The 14,920-nt window shown below is 36.2% G+C and carries 14 protein-coding genes and 1 other annotated feature; all 14 genes read right to left on the bottom strand.

Going from position 1 to position 14,920, the window contains the following annotated elements:
• Positions 1-11 precede the first annotated feature (11 nt).
• Positions 12-812 carry an SDR family NAD(P)-dependent oxidoreductase gene (locus AC4BC4_RS08110; protein ID WP_490475317.1) on the bottom strand — a complete coding sequence of 267 codons (801 nt, stop codon included), beginning with the start codon at positions 810-812 and terminating at the stop codon, positions 12-14.
• Between the two features lie 12 nt (positions 813-824).
• Positions 825-1,754, bottom strand: a complete 930-nt coding sequence (gene rnz, locus AC4BC4_RS08115) for a ribonuclease Z (RefSeq protein WP_490475318.1) — start codon at positions 1,752-1,754, stop codon at positions 825-827.
• A 68-nt stretch (positions 1,755-1,822) separates the two neighbouring features.
• Complete coding sequence (locus tag AC4BC4_RS08120; protein ID WP_490475319.1) at positions 1,823-3,118, bottom strand: sensor histidine kinase; 1,296 nt, start codon at positions 3,116-3,118, stop codon at positions 1,823-1,825.
• Positions 3,111-3,803, bottom strand: a complete 693-nt coding sequence (locus AC4BC4_RS08125) for a response regulator transcription factor (protein ID WP_490475320.1) — start codon at positions 3,801-3,803, stop codon at positions 3,111-3,113. The genes AC4BC4_RS08120 and AC4BC4_RS08125 overlap by 8 nt, the downstream gene beginning before the upstream one ends.
• A 90-nt stretch (positions 3,804-3,893) precedes the next feature.
• Positions 3,894-4,466 (bottom strand): DUF1269 domain-containing protein, encoded by a 573-nt coding sequence (locus AC4BC4_RS08130; RefSeq protein WP_438755961.1) that lies wholly within the window; start codon positions 4,464-4,466, stop codon positions 3,894-3,896.
• A 362-nt stretch (positions 4,467-4,828) separates the two neighbouring features.
• On the bottom strand, positions 4,829-6,142 hold the full coding sequence (obgE, locus tag AC4BC4_RS08135; RefSeq protein WP_438755957.1) for a GTPase ObgE: 1,314 nt from the start codon (positions 6,140-6,142) through the stop codon (positions 4,829-4,831).
• 203 nt (positions 6,143-6,345) lie between these two features.
• Entirely contained in the window at positions 6,346-7,335 is a 990-nt protein-coding gene (locus AC4BC4_RS08140; RefSeq protein WP_490475321.1) for a DUF4003 family protein, read from the bottom strand.
• Between the two features lie 205 nt (positions 7,336-7,540).
• Positions 7,541-8,569 (bottom strand): 3-deoxy-7-phosphoheptulonate synthase, encoded by a 1,029-nt coding sequence (locus tag AC4BC4_RS08145; RefSeq protein WP_490475322.1) that lies wholly within the window; start codon positions 8,567-8,569, stop codon positions 7,541-7,543.
• Positions 8,570-8,656: 87 nt separating this feature from the next.
• Positions 8,657-8,899: a binding site (T-box leader), on the bottom strand.
• Between the two features lie 118 nt (positions 8,900-9,017).
• Positions 9,018-9,485: a ferric iron uptake transcriptional regulator gene (fur, locus tag AC4BC4_RS08150; protein ID WP_490475323.1), complete on the bottom strand. Its 468-nt coding sequence runs from the start codon at positions 9,483-9,485 to the stop codon at positions 9,018-9,020.
• Positions 9,486-9,608: 123 nt separating this feature from the next.
• Entirely contained in the window at positions 9,609-10,478 is an 870-nt protein-coding gene (locus AC4BC4_RS08155; RefSeq protein WP_490475324.1) for a CvfB family protein, read from the bottom strand.
• A gap of 19 nt (positions 10,479-10,497) precedes the next feature.
• Entirely contained in the window at positions 10,498-10,824 is a 327-nt protein-coding gene (locus AC4BC4_RS08160; protein WP_490475325.1) for an AzlD domain-containing protein, read from the bottom strand.
• Positions 10,817-11,521, bottom strand: coding sequence for an AzlC family ABC transporter permease (locus tag AC4BC4_RS08165; RefSeq protein WP_490475326.1), 705 nt, complete (start codon positions 11,519-11,521; stop codon positions 10,817-10,819). The genes AC4BC4_RS08160 and AC4BC4_RS08165 overlap by 8 nt, the downstream gene beginning before the upstream one ends.
• 157 nt (positions 11,522-11,678) lie before the next feature.
• Positions 11,679-13,595, bottom strand: a complete 1,917-nt coding sequence (locus AC4BC4_RS08170) for a cell division site-positioning protein MapZ family protein (RefSeq protein ID WP_490475327.1) — start codon at positions 13,593-13,595, stop codon at positions 11,679-11,681.
• A 158-nt stretch (positions 13,596-13,753) separates the two neighbouring features.
• The gene (rpoD, locus tag AC4BC4_RS08175; protein WP_025868903.1) at positions 13,754-14,860 is read right to left on the bottom strand and encodes an RNA polymerase sigma factor RpoD; all 1,107 of its coding nucleotides are present in this window, start codon (positions 14,858-14,860) and stop codon (positions 13,754-13,756) included.
• Between the last annotated feature and the right edge of the window lie 60 nt (positions 14,861-14,920).

Raw genomic sequence — 14,920 nt, forward strand, 5'->3', positions numbered from 1 at the left:
GATTTGATATGTTACTTTTTATTTAATACACCACTAGCTAATAAATCCCCCATATGCGGAAATAATGTGTATAAACGATAGGCACCTTCCATCAATCTTGGACGATTGATTTCTCGTTTGCATGTACCCATAGCATTCACGATTTCTTTGGCTAATTTATTTGGCTCTAATACAAACAAGTCGACAGAAGCTAAATAGTCGCCTGATGGATCAGCTTTATCAAAAAACTCTGTTTGAATGGGACCTGGATTAACTGTTGTCACAGAAATTCCTAAAGGCTTTAATTCTAGGCGTAATGCATTTGAAAATCCTAAAACGGCAAATTTCGTAGCTGAATAAACTGTCGATTTTGCTGTGGCCATTTTTCCAGCCATAGAAGCCACATTGATGATATGACCAGATCCTCTTTCAGCCATTTGAAGCGCTGCTTTTTGCGTAAATACCATCAAACCTAAAACATTCACTTCAAACATATTTCTAGCGACTGCTAAATCAATATCTACAAAGTTTTCAAAAATTCCAAAACCTGCATTGTTGACTAAAACATCAATAGGACCTACTTCTGCTTTGATTTTTTCAAAAACATTCTCTACATTTTCTGGATCTGAAATATCTAGCTGGAAAGAAAATGCAGTTTTACCACTTAGTTCTTCACAGGTTTCTTTTACTTTACCAATCAAATTGATTCGTCTGGCGCATACAACGACGATTGCTCCTTTTTTTGCTGCTTCATAACAAATTTGTTCGCCTAAACCAGCTGAACCGCCTGTTACCACGACTACCTTATCTGTTAAATCTTGTCCTTTGTACATCCTAATTCCCCCTTACTCAGCTTTAAATGGAATCTCTACTATTTCCATATCTTTCACGATTCTTGTTTTAGGAAAAATCTCTTTTGCTTCATTTTCTAAATGGATAATATCACCAGTTAAATAACGCGCGCTGATGTGCGTCAATATTAGTTTTTCCACATGGGCTTCTAACGCGACTTGTGCTGCTTGTTGGCTTGTAGAGTGATAATAGGCTTTCGCCATTTTTTCTTCGTCTTTATTGAAGGTACTCTCGTGCACTAAGATATCCGCATTTTCTGCTAGCGAGACACTATTTGGTGTTTTTCTGGTATCGCCAAGAATCGTTACGATTCTACCCGATTTTCTTTCACCAACAAAGTCTTTCCCATCAATTACTCGTCCATCTGATAATGTTACGGATTCCCCACGCTTGATTTGACCATAGATTGGACCCGAGGGGATGTTTAAAGCAGCTAATTTGTCGACTTGCAATTCTCCTTCATGATCGGCTTCTACGATGCGATAGCCAAAACTAGCAATTCCATGATCTAATTTTTTGCACGTCACAGTGAATTGTTTGTCAGAAAATACGACACCTTCTTTTATTTCAATAAACGTTAATTCATATGAAAGACGTGTCTGTGACACTTTTAATGTGGTTCGAACGAACTCTGCTATACCAGTTGGACCATAAATTTCTAATTTTTCATTTCCGCCTTGGAACGAACGACTGCTTAATAAACCAGGCAAGCCAAAAATATGATCCCCATGCAAATGAGTAATAAAAATTTTTTCGATTTTTCTTGGGCGGATATTGCTTTTTAGAATTTGTAGCTGTGTCCCTTCACCACAATCAAATAACCATACTGCATTTCTTTCATCTAATAGTTTTAGAGCGATACTACTTACGTTACGATGTTTTGCTGGAACCCCAGCGCCTGTACCTAAAAATTGTAATTCCATGAGCTACCTAACTTTCCTTAAACTTCTCTTTTATTTTAGAAGAAAGTTGCCGCTTTAGCAAATAATATTTATTTTACAGGAAAACGTAAAATAACAGTAGTTCCTTTTGGCGTAGTATCTGTTAGTTCAATTTTCCCTTGATGCTCGTCCACGATCCACTTCGCAATAGATAGTCCAATGCCATAGCCACCTGTTTTGCGATTTCGTGATTCTTCTCCACGATAGAATCTTTCAAAGACTGCTGCTTTTTTCTCCTCGGCGATACCAATGCCTGTATCACTGATTTTGATTGACCATTCGTTATTTTTTACGCTTGAATAAACAGTGATTTTCTCACCAGATTCAGTATATTTAAGTGCATTGTCTAACAAAATGATCAGTAACTGATGAATTCTTTTTTTATCGAAAAATAATTTCTGCTCTTCACCTAAATCAATGACAAAAGCTTTTTCTTCAGCTAAAGCTAATTCTTGATATGGCAATAAAATGGTATTCAAAAAGTGGTTGATTTTTACCGGCTCTTTTTCCAGTGTCAGTGCATTGGAATCTGAACGAGCTAATAGAAGTAAATCACTTGTCAATTGGCTTAAGCGTTGTACTTCATCTAGTGATAAAGCAATTGTTTCAGATTCTTCTAAAATCGTATGATTTGGCTTTGTGAATAATTTTTCTAATTTTGCTTGAATAATCGTTAAAGGTGTTCTCAGTTCATGTGAGGCATTTTCAACGAATTCTTGCTGTTTTTTCCAAGAGATCAATATAGGTTTCATAAACCATTTGGAAAGAAAATAGCTTAGGGCAATGGACAATAATCCAAAGATGATCATGCAGATGATCAGAATTTGTTTAAATTGTTCCACAGTTCCTTTTATAGGGTCAGTATTCACCAAAAGTTGAATATAAGCAACCTGATTTTGATTTTCGACTGGCAATGTGATCGAGCGAAATTGCAAAGAACGACCATTACTATCTTTGGTTTGGACACTGCTGATTTTACGTAAATCTGCAGTAGATAAGTTTAAATTTTGGAAATCGTAAAATCGAGAGCCTAACTCTTCTTCATTGAGTATTTCCCCGCTTTTTGACCAAAGAATTACCTGTTGTTGAAAATTGTTAGGCGGCGGTGTATCAAATTTACCTAACTCAAAAGAACTGTCTTTTGATGGTTCGTTTTTGATCAGTTGATGTTGTAGAAACTTTTGATCATCAGCAAGTCGTTCTAAATCATGGTCGACTGTTTGGTAAATAGATGTTTGCACTAATTGAAAAACGATCAGCCCTAAGATAAGGAAAATACTTGCGAATGAAAGTAAGTTTATCAAAAAATAATTGATTCTTTGTTTTTTGCTTAGTTGTTTATTCATGATCCAAGCCCTCTGGTACTTCAAAAAGATAGCCTACATTACGTAACGTTTTGATCCAACGGTCAATTCCTAATGGTTTTAAATTTTTCCTGAGGTTGCTCATATAAACTTCAACAACTGTTAATGTGGTGTCTGATTGAAATCCCCAAATTCGATCGAACAATTGATCTTTTGTAATGATGCGACCCTGATTTTGCATTAGATAATGCAATAAATCAAATTCTTTCCCTTGAAGCGTCAATTCGTTGTTCTTAAAACATGCTTGACGATTATCCAAATCCAAACTTAGTTCATTAACAACTAACTTATTTTGACCATTCATGCCTAATGCACGACGGGCAAGTGCCTGAACTCTCAGCAATAATTCTTCTCGGTGAAAAGGCTTTGTCAGATAATCATCGCCACCGTTTTTAAAGCCGTTCACTTTATCATCTAGCCCATCTTTAGCAGTCAATATTAAAACAGGGGTATAAATATTTTTCTTCCTCAAAGCAGTCAAGACCTGCTCACCCGATAGTGATGGCAACATCAAATCTAGTACGATCAGATCATAAATCCCCCGTTCTCCCTCATACAAAGCCTCTTCACCATCATAAACTTGAGTGATTTCACCTGTTTCAGATAAAATTTCTAAAATACTGTCCGATAAGATTTCATCATCTTCAACTAATAGTATTTTCAGCATCTGTTTCACATCCTTATAAAAAAAGAAGACGCGTAGACATAAATTCTTTGTCACGTCTTCTCACTTCTTTATTGTAACACTGATCAACGATTAATTTTCATCAATTTTGTTTGTATCCTGTTTTTTATCGTGCCATGATTTTTTAGCTGAATCTTTTGTTTCTTTTTCTACTGCTTTAGCATCTGTAATTTCTTTTTCCACGTCTTCAAAATCTAGACGAGTGATTTCTCCACCCAATTCGTTCATGATCAATTGATTTAAAGGCCGATTGTCATCTTCCTCAGCGATCAAGATCAAGCCCGTTTCTCCTTCGCCGATTTGCTTTGTCACATGTTCAAAAACTGTTTGGGCTCCTTGGATTTCTTTGGCATCTTGAGAAGCTCCGAACAAACTCCCTGCAAACCAGCCTAATAAGATACCTAATGGACCACCTAAAATACCAATCAGCATTCCGATCATACTATTCGTTGATGTATGATTATTGCCTGTAAAATCTAGAAAATCATCGATTTTAAACTGATGAACACCATCGTTTACATGGGTTACTACAGCCATTTGTTCTCCTTTGATTTTTTTTTCAGCATATAATTTCTTTATTTCTGAAAATGCTTGGTAAGCTTGACTTTCTACTTCAAAATGCATAATAATAACTCGTTTAGACATATGACCACCTCGTTCTTTTTGATATTCTTATTCTATCAATAAACTAGTCATTAAAGCAATGAAAATCGATTATCTCGGTGGTTGACAAACAAGGTGTTCCTCCTATTTGTTTGCCTGTGACCTCTGTACCGGATCGATCAATGGATATCACCACATCCTAAAGTGAAATTTTTGTTAATAAAGTTGTAATTTCCCTCTTCCTTTGACTAAATTTATTATATAAAAGAAAACATAAACGAAGCTTAAAAAAAATTCTAACTCTGTAAATGTCTGTTTTAACGATATAGTGTTTCAGATACTCTATACTTCAATTTAATAACGAAAAAAGAGCCGATACACAAGCATCAGCTTTTTTTTCGTTATTATTCTACAAATTCAAACTCATACTCACCGATTCGGACAATATCTCCATCTTTCGCTCCACGAGCTCGTAACGCTTCATCAATGCCCATACCACGTAATTGACGTGCAAATCGCATAACACTTTCGTCATGTTCAAAGTTGGTCATTTGGAATAATTTCTCCAACGAATCTCCAGATAAAATCCACGTTGCATCAGAATCACGGTCAATTGTAAATTCTGGTCCTTCTGGTTGGAAACCATAACGAACAACATCTTCAACGATTTCTTCCTCATATAATGGAAATTCTGGCGTTACATCGATCAAATCAGCTGTTGCGTTAAGTAAAGGCTCGATTCCTTTACGTGAAACACCAGAAATCGGGAAAATCGGTAGATGATCTGCATACTCATCTGTCCGTTCTTTTTCGATTTTTTCTTTGAATTTTTTTAAATTTTCTTCTGCTTCTGGCATATCCATTTTATTTGCTACAATAATTTGTGGACGTTCCATCAAACGCATGTTGTGAGATGCTAGCTCTTTATTGATAGCTAGATAATCTTCATAAGGATCGCGTCCTTCCATCCCACTCATATCGATTACATGTAAAATAACCCTAGTCCGTTCAATATGGCGTAAAAATTGTGTTCCAAGTCCAACACCTTGAGATGCGCCTTCGATCAACCCTGGCAAATCTGCCGCAGCAAAACTACGTCCATCACTTGTTGACACCATTCCAAGGTTAGGAACTAATGTTGTAAAGTGATAGGCACCAATTTTAGGGCGAGCTGATGAAATAACTGAAAGTAAGGTAGATTTTCCAACTGAAGGAAAACCAACTAAACCAACGTCAGCTAAAACTTTCAATTCTAATTCGATTTTTCTTTCTTGACCAGGTTCACCATTTTCAGCAATTTCAGGTGCTGGATTTTTAGCAGAAGCAAAACGAATATTCCCTCGTCCACCTCGTCCGCCTTTTGCTACAGTCAGTGTCTGACCATTTTCAATCAAATCACCAATCAACGTACCTGTTTCAGCATCACGAACCGTTGTACCTGGCGGAACTTTTACAAAGGTATTTTCTGAGCCACGGCCATGCATGCCTTTACTCATGCCATTTTCACCTGGCTGTGCTTTAAAATGACGATTAAAGCGAAAATCCATCAAGGTACGTAATCCTTCTTCCACAACAAGAATAACATCTCCGCCTTGACCACCATCACCTCCGGCAGGTCCGCCATCAGGTACGTATTTTTCTCTACGAAAGGCAACCATTCCGTCTCCACCCTTACCAGCTTTGACATCGATCGTTACCTGATCTAAAAACATGGACATATTTTGTCCTCCTATCTTAAAGAAATTGGGATAAAGGATTTTGCATCCGAAAATAAAAGAAACCTATTTCACCATTTCTTCTGGTTTTACATTTTTTTACAATTTTAATTGTTTGTGTCGTTTTGCTTTTCAAGAACAATATCTGTTTGAAAGCCTTTCTTATTGTAAAGGTTAAACCTAAATTTGTCTAGCCAAATTCGTTTTTATGAACTGGAATTAGAAGCTGCTACAGAGACAGCAATAGCCGCAGCCACTGCACTAGCTTCTTGTGCCATCATCATTGTGATCGTTAATGCGGATATATTCAAATTATTGTTAGACAAAAGGCTCATTTCTTCATTTATCAGTAAACCTAAAGCTAAATAATGACGAAAGTCCTTATAAAAACGTAAATTTGTTTTTTCTTCAAGAAGCTCTAAGTACTCACTTAAGGCTTGAAAATTTATTTTTTTTAACGTATTCAAAAAAGCAAGTGTGACGATACTATTATAAAATTCAGGTCTAAATCGAAGCCCTAATCCTTTCAACTCATCTATTACAAATTCAATTTGGTCGATCAATTCAATAGAGAACTTGCCAGTTAGCATAGCAGCGGTCGCCGCAGCAAATTGAAGTTGATTTGACTTATGAAATCCACGATCATTTAAGATTTGGTAATACTCTTCCACCAAATCTCCAACCTGTTTAGTCGTCAAAGATTCTAAGTTTTTTTGCTGAGCCAAAGCGATTGCAACCATACCATCCTCGGCACCAGTAAGAAAATAATGATGCGCCTTTAGTTCTTCAAAAATACTTTGTCCTCTACGTATGATAAATTCTTTCTCAGCTGTTTCAGTATATTGAAGCAAGTAAGCCGAAAAATAAGAGTAGGAAGACGCCTGGAAACCCACATCACGCAATCGCTGATAATCAGTGATCAACAGATGAATATCTAATGCCTTCGATTTACCATTTGCTAATAATATTCCTAATAAAATCCCTCTAACTGGTTGCACTAACACATTAAAAATTCCCAGCTCACTTTGAAGCTGTTTTTCCATCCAACGGTAATCCATATCTGAGAAACTGCGTTCATTGTTTGCGAATGATTGCGCAACTGTATAAACTACTCGTTTATCAAACCATTTCCCTTTACCTTTTTTAAATGCTTGGTAATTTATTTGAAGTAACGCAACAACATGACTCCTATTCATTTTTCCAGCTCCTTCTTGATCAATAAAAAAGATTTTTGACAAAATTTTTAAAATACGCCCACAAGATTGAGACACAAGCGTTTAACGCCCGCTTATTTCTGAAGGCATGGTTTTTGCTCCCGCCGTTTATTCGAATTCCTTAAAGCTAGAATTTAACTCGTAAAGTTATTTCCTAGCCTCATAAGCCCTCTTTTTTTTATTGAAATCAAGCATGTTCAGCAATATAGTTCACTAATGACTCTGTCTCATCCCATCCTAAACATGGATCAGTAATAGATTGTCCAAATGTTTTTCCATTGGCTTCTTGACGTCCACCTTCAAGGAAACTTTCAATCATAAAACCACGGACCCATTTTTTCATATCATGATTCCACGAGCGATTGAACAAGGTTTCTTTAAGGATCCTAATTTGTTCTTTGTGTTGTTTTCCAGAATTGTCATGATTTGTGTCAATGACGATAAAAGGATTTTTGTAATCCCCCTCTTTATACAGATTTACTACTTTCAATAAGTCTTCGTAGTGATAGTTAGGATTGTTCTCTCCGTACTCGTTTAACCCACCTCTTAATACAACATGCGCTAAGGGGTTAGAGCTAGATTCAACTTCAAGTCCGTTAAAAATAAATTCTTGTTTTTGTTGTGCTGCATATAATGAGTTAAATAATACCTTTAAATTGCCGCTAGTTGGATTTTTCATGCCTGTGGGTTGATTGATGCCACTAGCAACGAATCGATGTTGTTGGTCCTCTACAGAACGCGCTCCAACTGCAATATAACTAACTAGATCTTGAACAAATTCTAAGTTTTCAGGATAAAGCATTTCATCTGCTGTTGTTAATCCCGTTTCACTGATCACACGATTATGTAAACTGCGAACGGCTGCAATTCCTTTGATTAAATTACTTTCACCTTCTGGATTTTGTTGATGTAATAATCCTTTATAGCCGTCGCCATTTGTCCTAGGTTTATTGGTATAAACGCGTGGAACCATAAAAATTTTATCTTGGACTTTTTCTTGTAGCTTTGCTAAGCGTGTAACATATTCCATTACAGCATCTTCATTATGTGCTGAACAGGGACCGATCACTAAAAGAATTTTTTCACTTTCCCCTTCGATGATTTCTTTTAATTCTTGATCACGAACAGCTTTTACTTTCTCTTGTTCAGGTGTTAATTTTGATAAAGATTTGACTTGTTCAAAATTGATCGGTTTGCTTAATGATTTAAAACTCATACAATAACTTCCCTTCATTTTTCCTATAATCAAACAATAAAAAATTGATACGACTAAAATAAAAAAAGCCTCGTCCTCTTCATTTCTGAAAAGGACGAGACCGAATGATCCGTGTTACCACCTTTGTTTACAATCAGCTTGCACTCATTGACTTGACAGGTACAAAATTATACCCTGGCACAATAACGGGTGCACATAACCGTCACAGCCTACTCGATTCGGTGTGAAGTTCAAAGAGGAATTCAGATACATTAGGTTTGCGCGCCTCTCAACAACCGGCTACTTTCTGTACGCCTGTATTATCTTACTAGTTCTTATCAAAACATTTATTGTTTATTGAAGTCATTGTAAGAGATTCTGTCAGAATTGTCAATCATTTAAAAAGTAAAAATCGAAAAACGATAATATGAAAATTTGCTTTATTCGACATTCACTATTCAGAACTAAGCTATTCAGTTGGTTGATTTTTCCTTTTTTGTTGACATGCTTGACAGATACCATGGAATGTTAGGCGATGATCTTTCACCATAAAATGATATCGTTGTTCGATCACCTGTTCTACTTCACCTAGTAAATCATCTTCTACTTCTTCGATATTTCCACATTCTAAACATAAAAGATGATGATGGAAATGTTTTGCTCCTTCTTTACGTAAGTCATAACGCGCTAATCCGTCATTGAAGCTTACTTTATCTACGACTTTTAAGTCAGTTAAAATTTCTAATGTTCGATAAACCGTTGCTAAACCAATTTCCGGGCTCTTCTGCTTTACTAAAAAGTAAATATCTTCTGCAGATAAATGATCTTTCTCATTTTCAAGTAGGACCAAAACTGTTGCCTCTCGTTGAGGCGTCAGCTTGAAACCAGATTCATGCAATTGTTGTTTTGTCTTCTTTAAAGCAGCAGTAGAATCCATTAATGCAGCCCCTTAATTATAATAATTATAATCTAGAATCGTCATTTCTAGTATTACATTATAATAAGTATAAAATATCTCTTGAGTATTTGCAAGTGATTCTCAATTAGAATAAACAAACTACTATTTTTCTGATTGATCTTCTTTTAAATGAGTCAATCCTGCTTCTTGAGTAATTTTTCCTTGCTTCAATAAATTACCGATTGCACGTTTGAATTGTGCTTTGCTGATACCGAAAGTTTGTTTGATTTCTTCAGGATTTGATTTATCTGTAAAAGGGATAGTATGATCTGCTGATCGTTCCAAAAAAGTTAAGATCATCGCTGCATCATCACTGATAGCCTCATAACCACGTGGTTTTAAAGAAATATTAAGGGTGCCATCCGGGCGTACACCGATCACACGACCATTCACTCTTTCCCCTAAACGAGGTTCTTGATAACGTTCTGAAGGGTGGATAAAGGCACTATAAAAATCATCCGTCAAAACAAATGAACCGACCATTTTTAAGCGGTACACGATGCCGCTGATATTTTCATTTTTCAACTCTTCCGTTCCAGGTTTGGCCATCGCTTTGAAAATTTTCTCATCTGCTAATTCGCCCCAGATTCGTTCTTTATTATCAACTTTTAAAGCGATCATCAATTGATCCCCTTTTTTAGGCCATAATTCACGCATTACAGGCAGTTCATCCAATGAAACGACAACATCCTTATCTTTTAAACCAATGTCCACAAAGGCGCCTAAATCACGTCTTGTACCTGTCACTGTTCCGAATGCATATTGGCCTATCCGAGCCGTAGGTATGTTCGTCGTCATCTCTGGTTCTTGTTTTTGATTCATATAACCGAAGCCTTCTACAGCTTCACCGATCTCATGTGTACCTTCTTCTTTAGATAAACGCAATGTAATCCCATTTTTTTGCAAAAAGTAGTGACTTTCATTTTCATCGATTACTAATGCTGTAAAAATTTGTGCTAATAATTCGTTCATATTATTCTCCTTCTGGCACTTAGCCTAAAAAAATACGTAATAATGCAATCGTAACGATTCCTACTACAACTGTTTTCATCAAATCTTTTGTACGAATAGCAACAAGTAAAGTAGGAATACAACTTAACGCTTCTAACGTTTTTACTTTAGGAAAGCCTGTTGCCTGAACTTCTAAAATACTCTGAAATAAGAGCGCCGTCAAGATACAAATAGGAATATACGATAAAAAGCGAAGAAACCATTCTGGAAAATCTACCCGTTTTGAAATCAAAAAGGGAAAAATCCGTGGAATCCAGGTAACAATCGAACACCCTAAAATCGTCAACAAAACATAATTACTACTCATGATGATTCACCATCCCAACTGTACAGCCTAAAAGTGTAGCGAATAGAACAGAAATCTCTGGTGAAAAAAAGCCCATAAATACGTACAACGATAGACAAACTGTTCCTAAAACAATCAATGTTTCTTTCGTATGCTTTTTGATGGGTCCATCTACTTGTAAAATAAACAATCCCGCAAACATTGCTACTAAAGCAAAATCTAAGCCTAAAAGGTAAGGATCTGGGATAAAGGTACCTAATAATCCACCTATGATAGTTGAAATGATCCACGCCAAATAAGCCGTAATATTTAAACCATGCGTCCAAGCAGAACTTACTTGACGGTCGTTTGTTAATGCTGTCATGAGTACGCCATAAGATTCATCAGTTAAAAGAGTACCAATTCCAATACTAGTTATCAGCGGTTCTTTCTTGAAATAAGAAGCCACAGACATACTCATTAAAAAATGGCGCAAATTAACTAAAAAAGTTGTAAAAATAATTGCTGAGATCGGTGACTGGATCGCTAGCATACCACAAATAATAAACTGGGCTCCACCGGCATAAATTAAAATCGACATCAGTGCGATCTCCATAATGGATAGTCCAACATTTTTTCCTACTACTCCCGCTGCGATACCAATTCCTAAATAACCCAAAATCGTTGGGATGCAGGCATTTATCCCTTCTTTAAACGTTACATATTCTTTATTTTCCATACCATTCTCCTCGTACTGAAACCAATCGTCATTGGTATTTATTAAAAAATAAAGGCAAAGTAAATTCGCTCTACCTTTATTCGTTATTTAGGGTGTGAAACAAAAGTGACTTTTACTTTCGTTCCACACCCACCTTCATTTTCTGAAAAATAATGTCTTATCTTCCTGCATTTCTTGAAGCATTTCCTTTGAACCAACCAGTTTTAGCATTGATCGTTACTAGATATTGGTTATCTGCTCCATATAAATTATAATAACCTTCGCCGTCTATAATTCTTGCTGGTTGTAAAGAATAGCCTCCTTCTTTGATATACCCACGTTCAATACTTGTGGCAATTACTTTTTCTTTGACATCAGGTGCCCAACTCCAAGCAGGATTACTCATATCACTGACATCATTAGGATTCACTGAGTACACAGGATCCGTGTAAATGCCTTGAGCATTCGGTCCTGAAAACGTGTTAGAGTCAGGTTGTGCGCCATTAGTCGCTTGTGTATCATTTCCCTGACTACCTGTGCTCCCATTAGATTGAGCAGGAGTTTGATCTGCAATTGCTTGTTGCTCTGCAATCGCTGCCTCTGTATCTTTTAATGACGCATCAGCTTTTACTAAGGCTTCATTTAATGGTTTGCGTAATGTTTCGCTTTTGACTTTATCGACTTCTGTCTTAGCGGCTGTATAATTTTCTCTGGTCAAAGCATCTGTCAATTCATTGTTTTTATAAAAAACATCTACGGCTGCTTTTGCAGTTTGCAATTGATCATATTGATTCACAGCTTGATCCGTTGCCTGATTCAGTAATTTATCAAAGTCGTCAGTTCCTTCACGCTTTGCAAGGTCTACTTTTTTATCAGCTTTGATTGCAACATCTTTTAATTTGTTTCCGTCGATGATCGGTTGCACAAATAGTTCATTTACTTTGGTAATCGCAGTCTGCTTCTCAACTACTTTATTATAAAGAGATTCTAGATCTTTATAGTTGGCCTCTTCTTTAAGAGTATCTAAATTTTCTTTGATAGATTTTGGACTAACACTAACCATTTCTGGTTTAAGAAACAGTTGTTTATCATCTGTAAAATAACTATTTAATTCTTTTTCAGTTTGGGTAGCTAATTTTTCTTGTTTTTGTGTCACTTGACCATCAGTTGATGGCTTCTTTTGTGTCTGACTATAGGCTAACCATGAACCTCCAGCAAGTACTACAACTGCCGCTAAAATGATTGACATTTTTTTATAGTTCTTGTGTGTTGAAGGACCTGAATCCTCTTTTTTTATTTCTTTTGGTTTGGACTCTTCATCTTTTGATGTTTCAAATTGTTTTTTAGCTGTCTTAGTTTCTTCTCCATCTTTAAAGAAAATCGGCGCTTCGTCCATTTCTATTTCTTCAGGTTTTTTACTTTTTGATGGAATCTCTGCTGTATTGTTTGGCAATGCTTTTGGACCGATCGGTTTTGTGTCAGTTACTGCTTCTTCTGGTTTAGTGAATCTTTTGATTTCTTCTTTTGGTAATGTTTCATTTTCTTGATTTAACTCTTTGTCTGGTGTTTCAGTTGTTTTTTTATCGGATTCGTTTGGATTCACTTCATCTTGTCCTTTATCATTTGATTCTAGTTCTTCACCAGAGGCTAGTGGTTGCTCGTCAATTTCTAGCTTTTGAACATCTTCATCTGTCTTTTCTGATTCGATCGGTGCATCAACAATTGGTTTATCATTTTTATGTTCATTGATGTATTGATTTAAAGCAGCAGTATTCAAAGGTTCGTCATTTGGTGAAATGGTGTCTTTTTCAGTGTTTTCTTTTTCTTCTGTTGGCGATACTTTTTCTTCTTTCGTTTCAATTGGTGTTTTTTCTTCTGGTTGTTGTTCATTAAACATTGTCATCACATGACCAATGCTCATATCCTTTAATTCTGACCATTCGATATTTTCATTTTGTTCTTTATTTAAAAAATTAGAAGTATCGTCTGTCTTTTTTTCTTTTGACTGATTTTCTTTAAAAGAATAACCACATTTTGGACAGATTTCTTCTTGGTTGTCTATTTCATTTCCGCAATTCGGACATTTTTTCGTCATTCATTCCGCCTCACATTCTACACATTCGTAAATCTAATCTACCATAAAATCGCGTTTCTTCCAATATGTACTATCTAACTTTTTTGTTACGATTGTTAAAAACAGCCCTTTCCGAAAGAAATCGAAAAGAGCTGTTCAAATTTTTTGAAAAAAACTTCTTATTCTAGAAAATCTTTCAATTGTTTAGAACGAGAAGGATGGCGTAATTTACGTAGTGCTTTCGCTTCGATTTGACGAATCCGTTCGCGTGTTACACCAAATACTTTACCCACTTCTTCCAATGTTCGTGTTCGCCCATCATCTAAACCAAAGCGTAAACGTAACACATTTTCTTCGCGGTCAGTTAATGTGTCAAGTACATCTTCTAATTGTTCTTTCAACAACTCATATGCTGCATGTTCAGCAGGACTTGTTGCATCTTGGTCTTCAATGAAGTCTCCAAGGTGAGAATCATCTTCTTCACCGATCGGTGTTTCCAACGAAACTGGCTCTTGTGCAATTTTTAAGATTTCCCGTACTTTTTCAGTTGGTAAGTCCATTTCTGCACCGATTTCTTCAGGTGTTGGTTCCCGACCCAAATCTTGCAGTAATTGACGTTGGATTCGAATCAATTTATTGATCGTTTCCACCATATGCACAGGAATTCGAATCGTTCTAGCTTGGTCAGCAATCGCACGAGTGATCGCTTGACGAATCCACCATGTCGCATAAGTTGAAAATTTAAATCCTTTACGATAATCAAATTTTTCAACAGCTTTCATTAGACCCATATTTCCTTCTTGGATCAGATCAAGAAATTGCATGCCACGTCCTACATAACGCTTTGCAATCGAAACAACTAAACGTAAGTTAGCTTCTGCTAAACGTTGTTTTGCTTCTTGATCCCCTTCTTCGATTTTTAAGGCTAATTCTACTTCTTCTGCTGCCGTTAATAATTGGACACGCCCGATCTCTTTTAAATACATACGGACAGGATCATTGATTTTAACACCAGTCGGGGCAGATAAATCTTCCATTTGGGCTTTTTCAGCAACTTTAGCGTCTTTTTTTAGACTATGTTCACTTGGATCACCATTTTCATCAACAACACTGATTCCAGCATCTTCAACTTTTTGGATCAACTTCTCCATTTCGTCGGCATTCAATGTAAATGGCGTTGCTAATTTGTTTGTTAGATCATCATAAAGAACATTGCCTTTCGGTTTGCTCTCTTTGATAAAGGCTGCCAATGCAGCTGCATATTTTTTTTCTGTTTCTTTTTCCATGAAAGAAGGCCCCCTTCATTTTTCCATTCGGCTAAATATATAAATAATAGTCAATTACAT

It is taken from the genome of Enterococcus sp. AMC1086, assembly GCF_058216575.1.

Excerpts from the sequence above, each read along its gene's own strand:
- AC4BC4_RS08110 (WP_490475317.1), bottom strand. The coding sequence starts at position 812 with ATGTACAAAGGACAAGATTTAACAGATAAGGTAGTCGTGGTAACAGGC.
- rnz (WP_490475318.1), bottom strand. The coding sequence starts at position 1,754 with ATGGAATTACAATTTTTAGGTACAGGCGCTGGGGTTCCAGCAAAACAT.
- AC4BC4_RS08120 (WP_490475319.1), bottom strand. The coding sequence starts at position 3,118 with ATGAATAAACAACTAAGCAAAAAACAAAGAATCAATTATTTTTTGATA.
- AC4BC4_RS08125 (WP_490475320.1), bottom strand. The coding sequence starts at position 3,803 with ATGCTGAAAATACTATTAGTTGAAGATGATGAAATCTTATCGGACAGT.
- AC4BC4_RS08130 (WP_438755961.1), bottom strand. The coding sequence starts at position 4,466 with ATGTCTAAACGAGTTATTATTATGCATTTTGAAGTAGAAAGTCAAGCT.
- obgE (WP_438755957.1), bottom strand. The coding sequence starts at position 6,142 with ATGTCCATGTTTTTAGATCAGGTAACGATCGATGTCAAAGCTGGTAAG.
- AC4BC4_RS08140 (WP_490475321.1), bottom strand. The coding sequence starts at position 7,335 with ATGAATAGGAGTCATGTTGTTGCGTTACTTCAAATAAATTACCAAGCA.
- AC4BC4_RS08145 (WP_490475322.1), bottom strand. The coding sequence starts at position 8,569 with ATGAGTTTTAAATCATTAAGCAAACCGATCAATTTTGAACAAGTCAAA.
- fur (WP_490475323.1), bottom strand. The coding sequence starts at position 9,485 with ATGGATTCTACTGCTGCTTTAAAGAAGACAAAACAACAATTGCATGAA.
- AC4BC4_RS08155 (WP_490475324.1), bottom strand. The coding sequence starts at position 10,478 with ATGAACGAATTATTAGCACAAATTTTTACAGCATTAGTAATCGATGAA.
- AC4BC4_RS08160 (WP_490475325.1), bottom strand. The coding sequence starts at position 10,824 with ATGAGTAGTAATTATGTTTTGTTGACGATTTTAGGGTGTTCGATTGTT.
- AC4BC4_RS08165 (WP_490475326.1), bottom strand. The coding sequence starts at position 11,521 with ATGGAAAATAAAGAATATGTAACGTTTAAAGAAGGGATAAATGCCTGC.
- AC4BC4_RS08170 (WP_490475327.1), bottom strand. The coding sequence starts at position 13,595 with ATGACGAAAAAATGTCCGAATTGCGGAAATGAAATAGACAACCAAGAA.
- rpoD (WP_025868903.1), bottom strand. The coding sequence starts at position 14,860 with ATGGAAAAAGAAACAGAAAAAAAATATGCAGCTGCATTGGCAGCCTTT.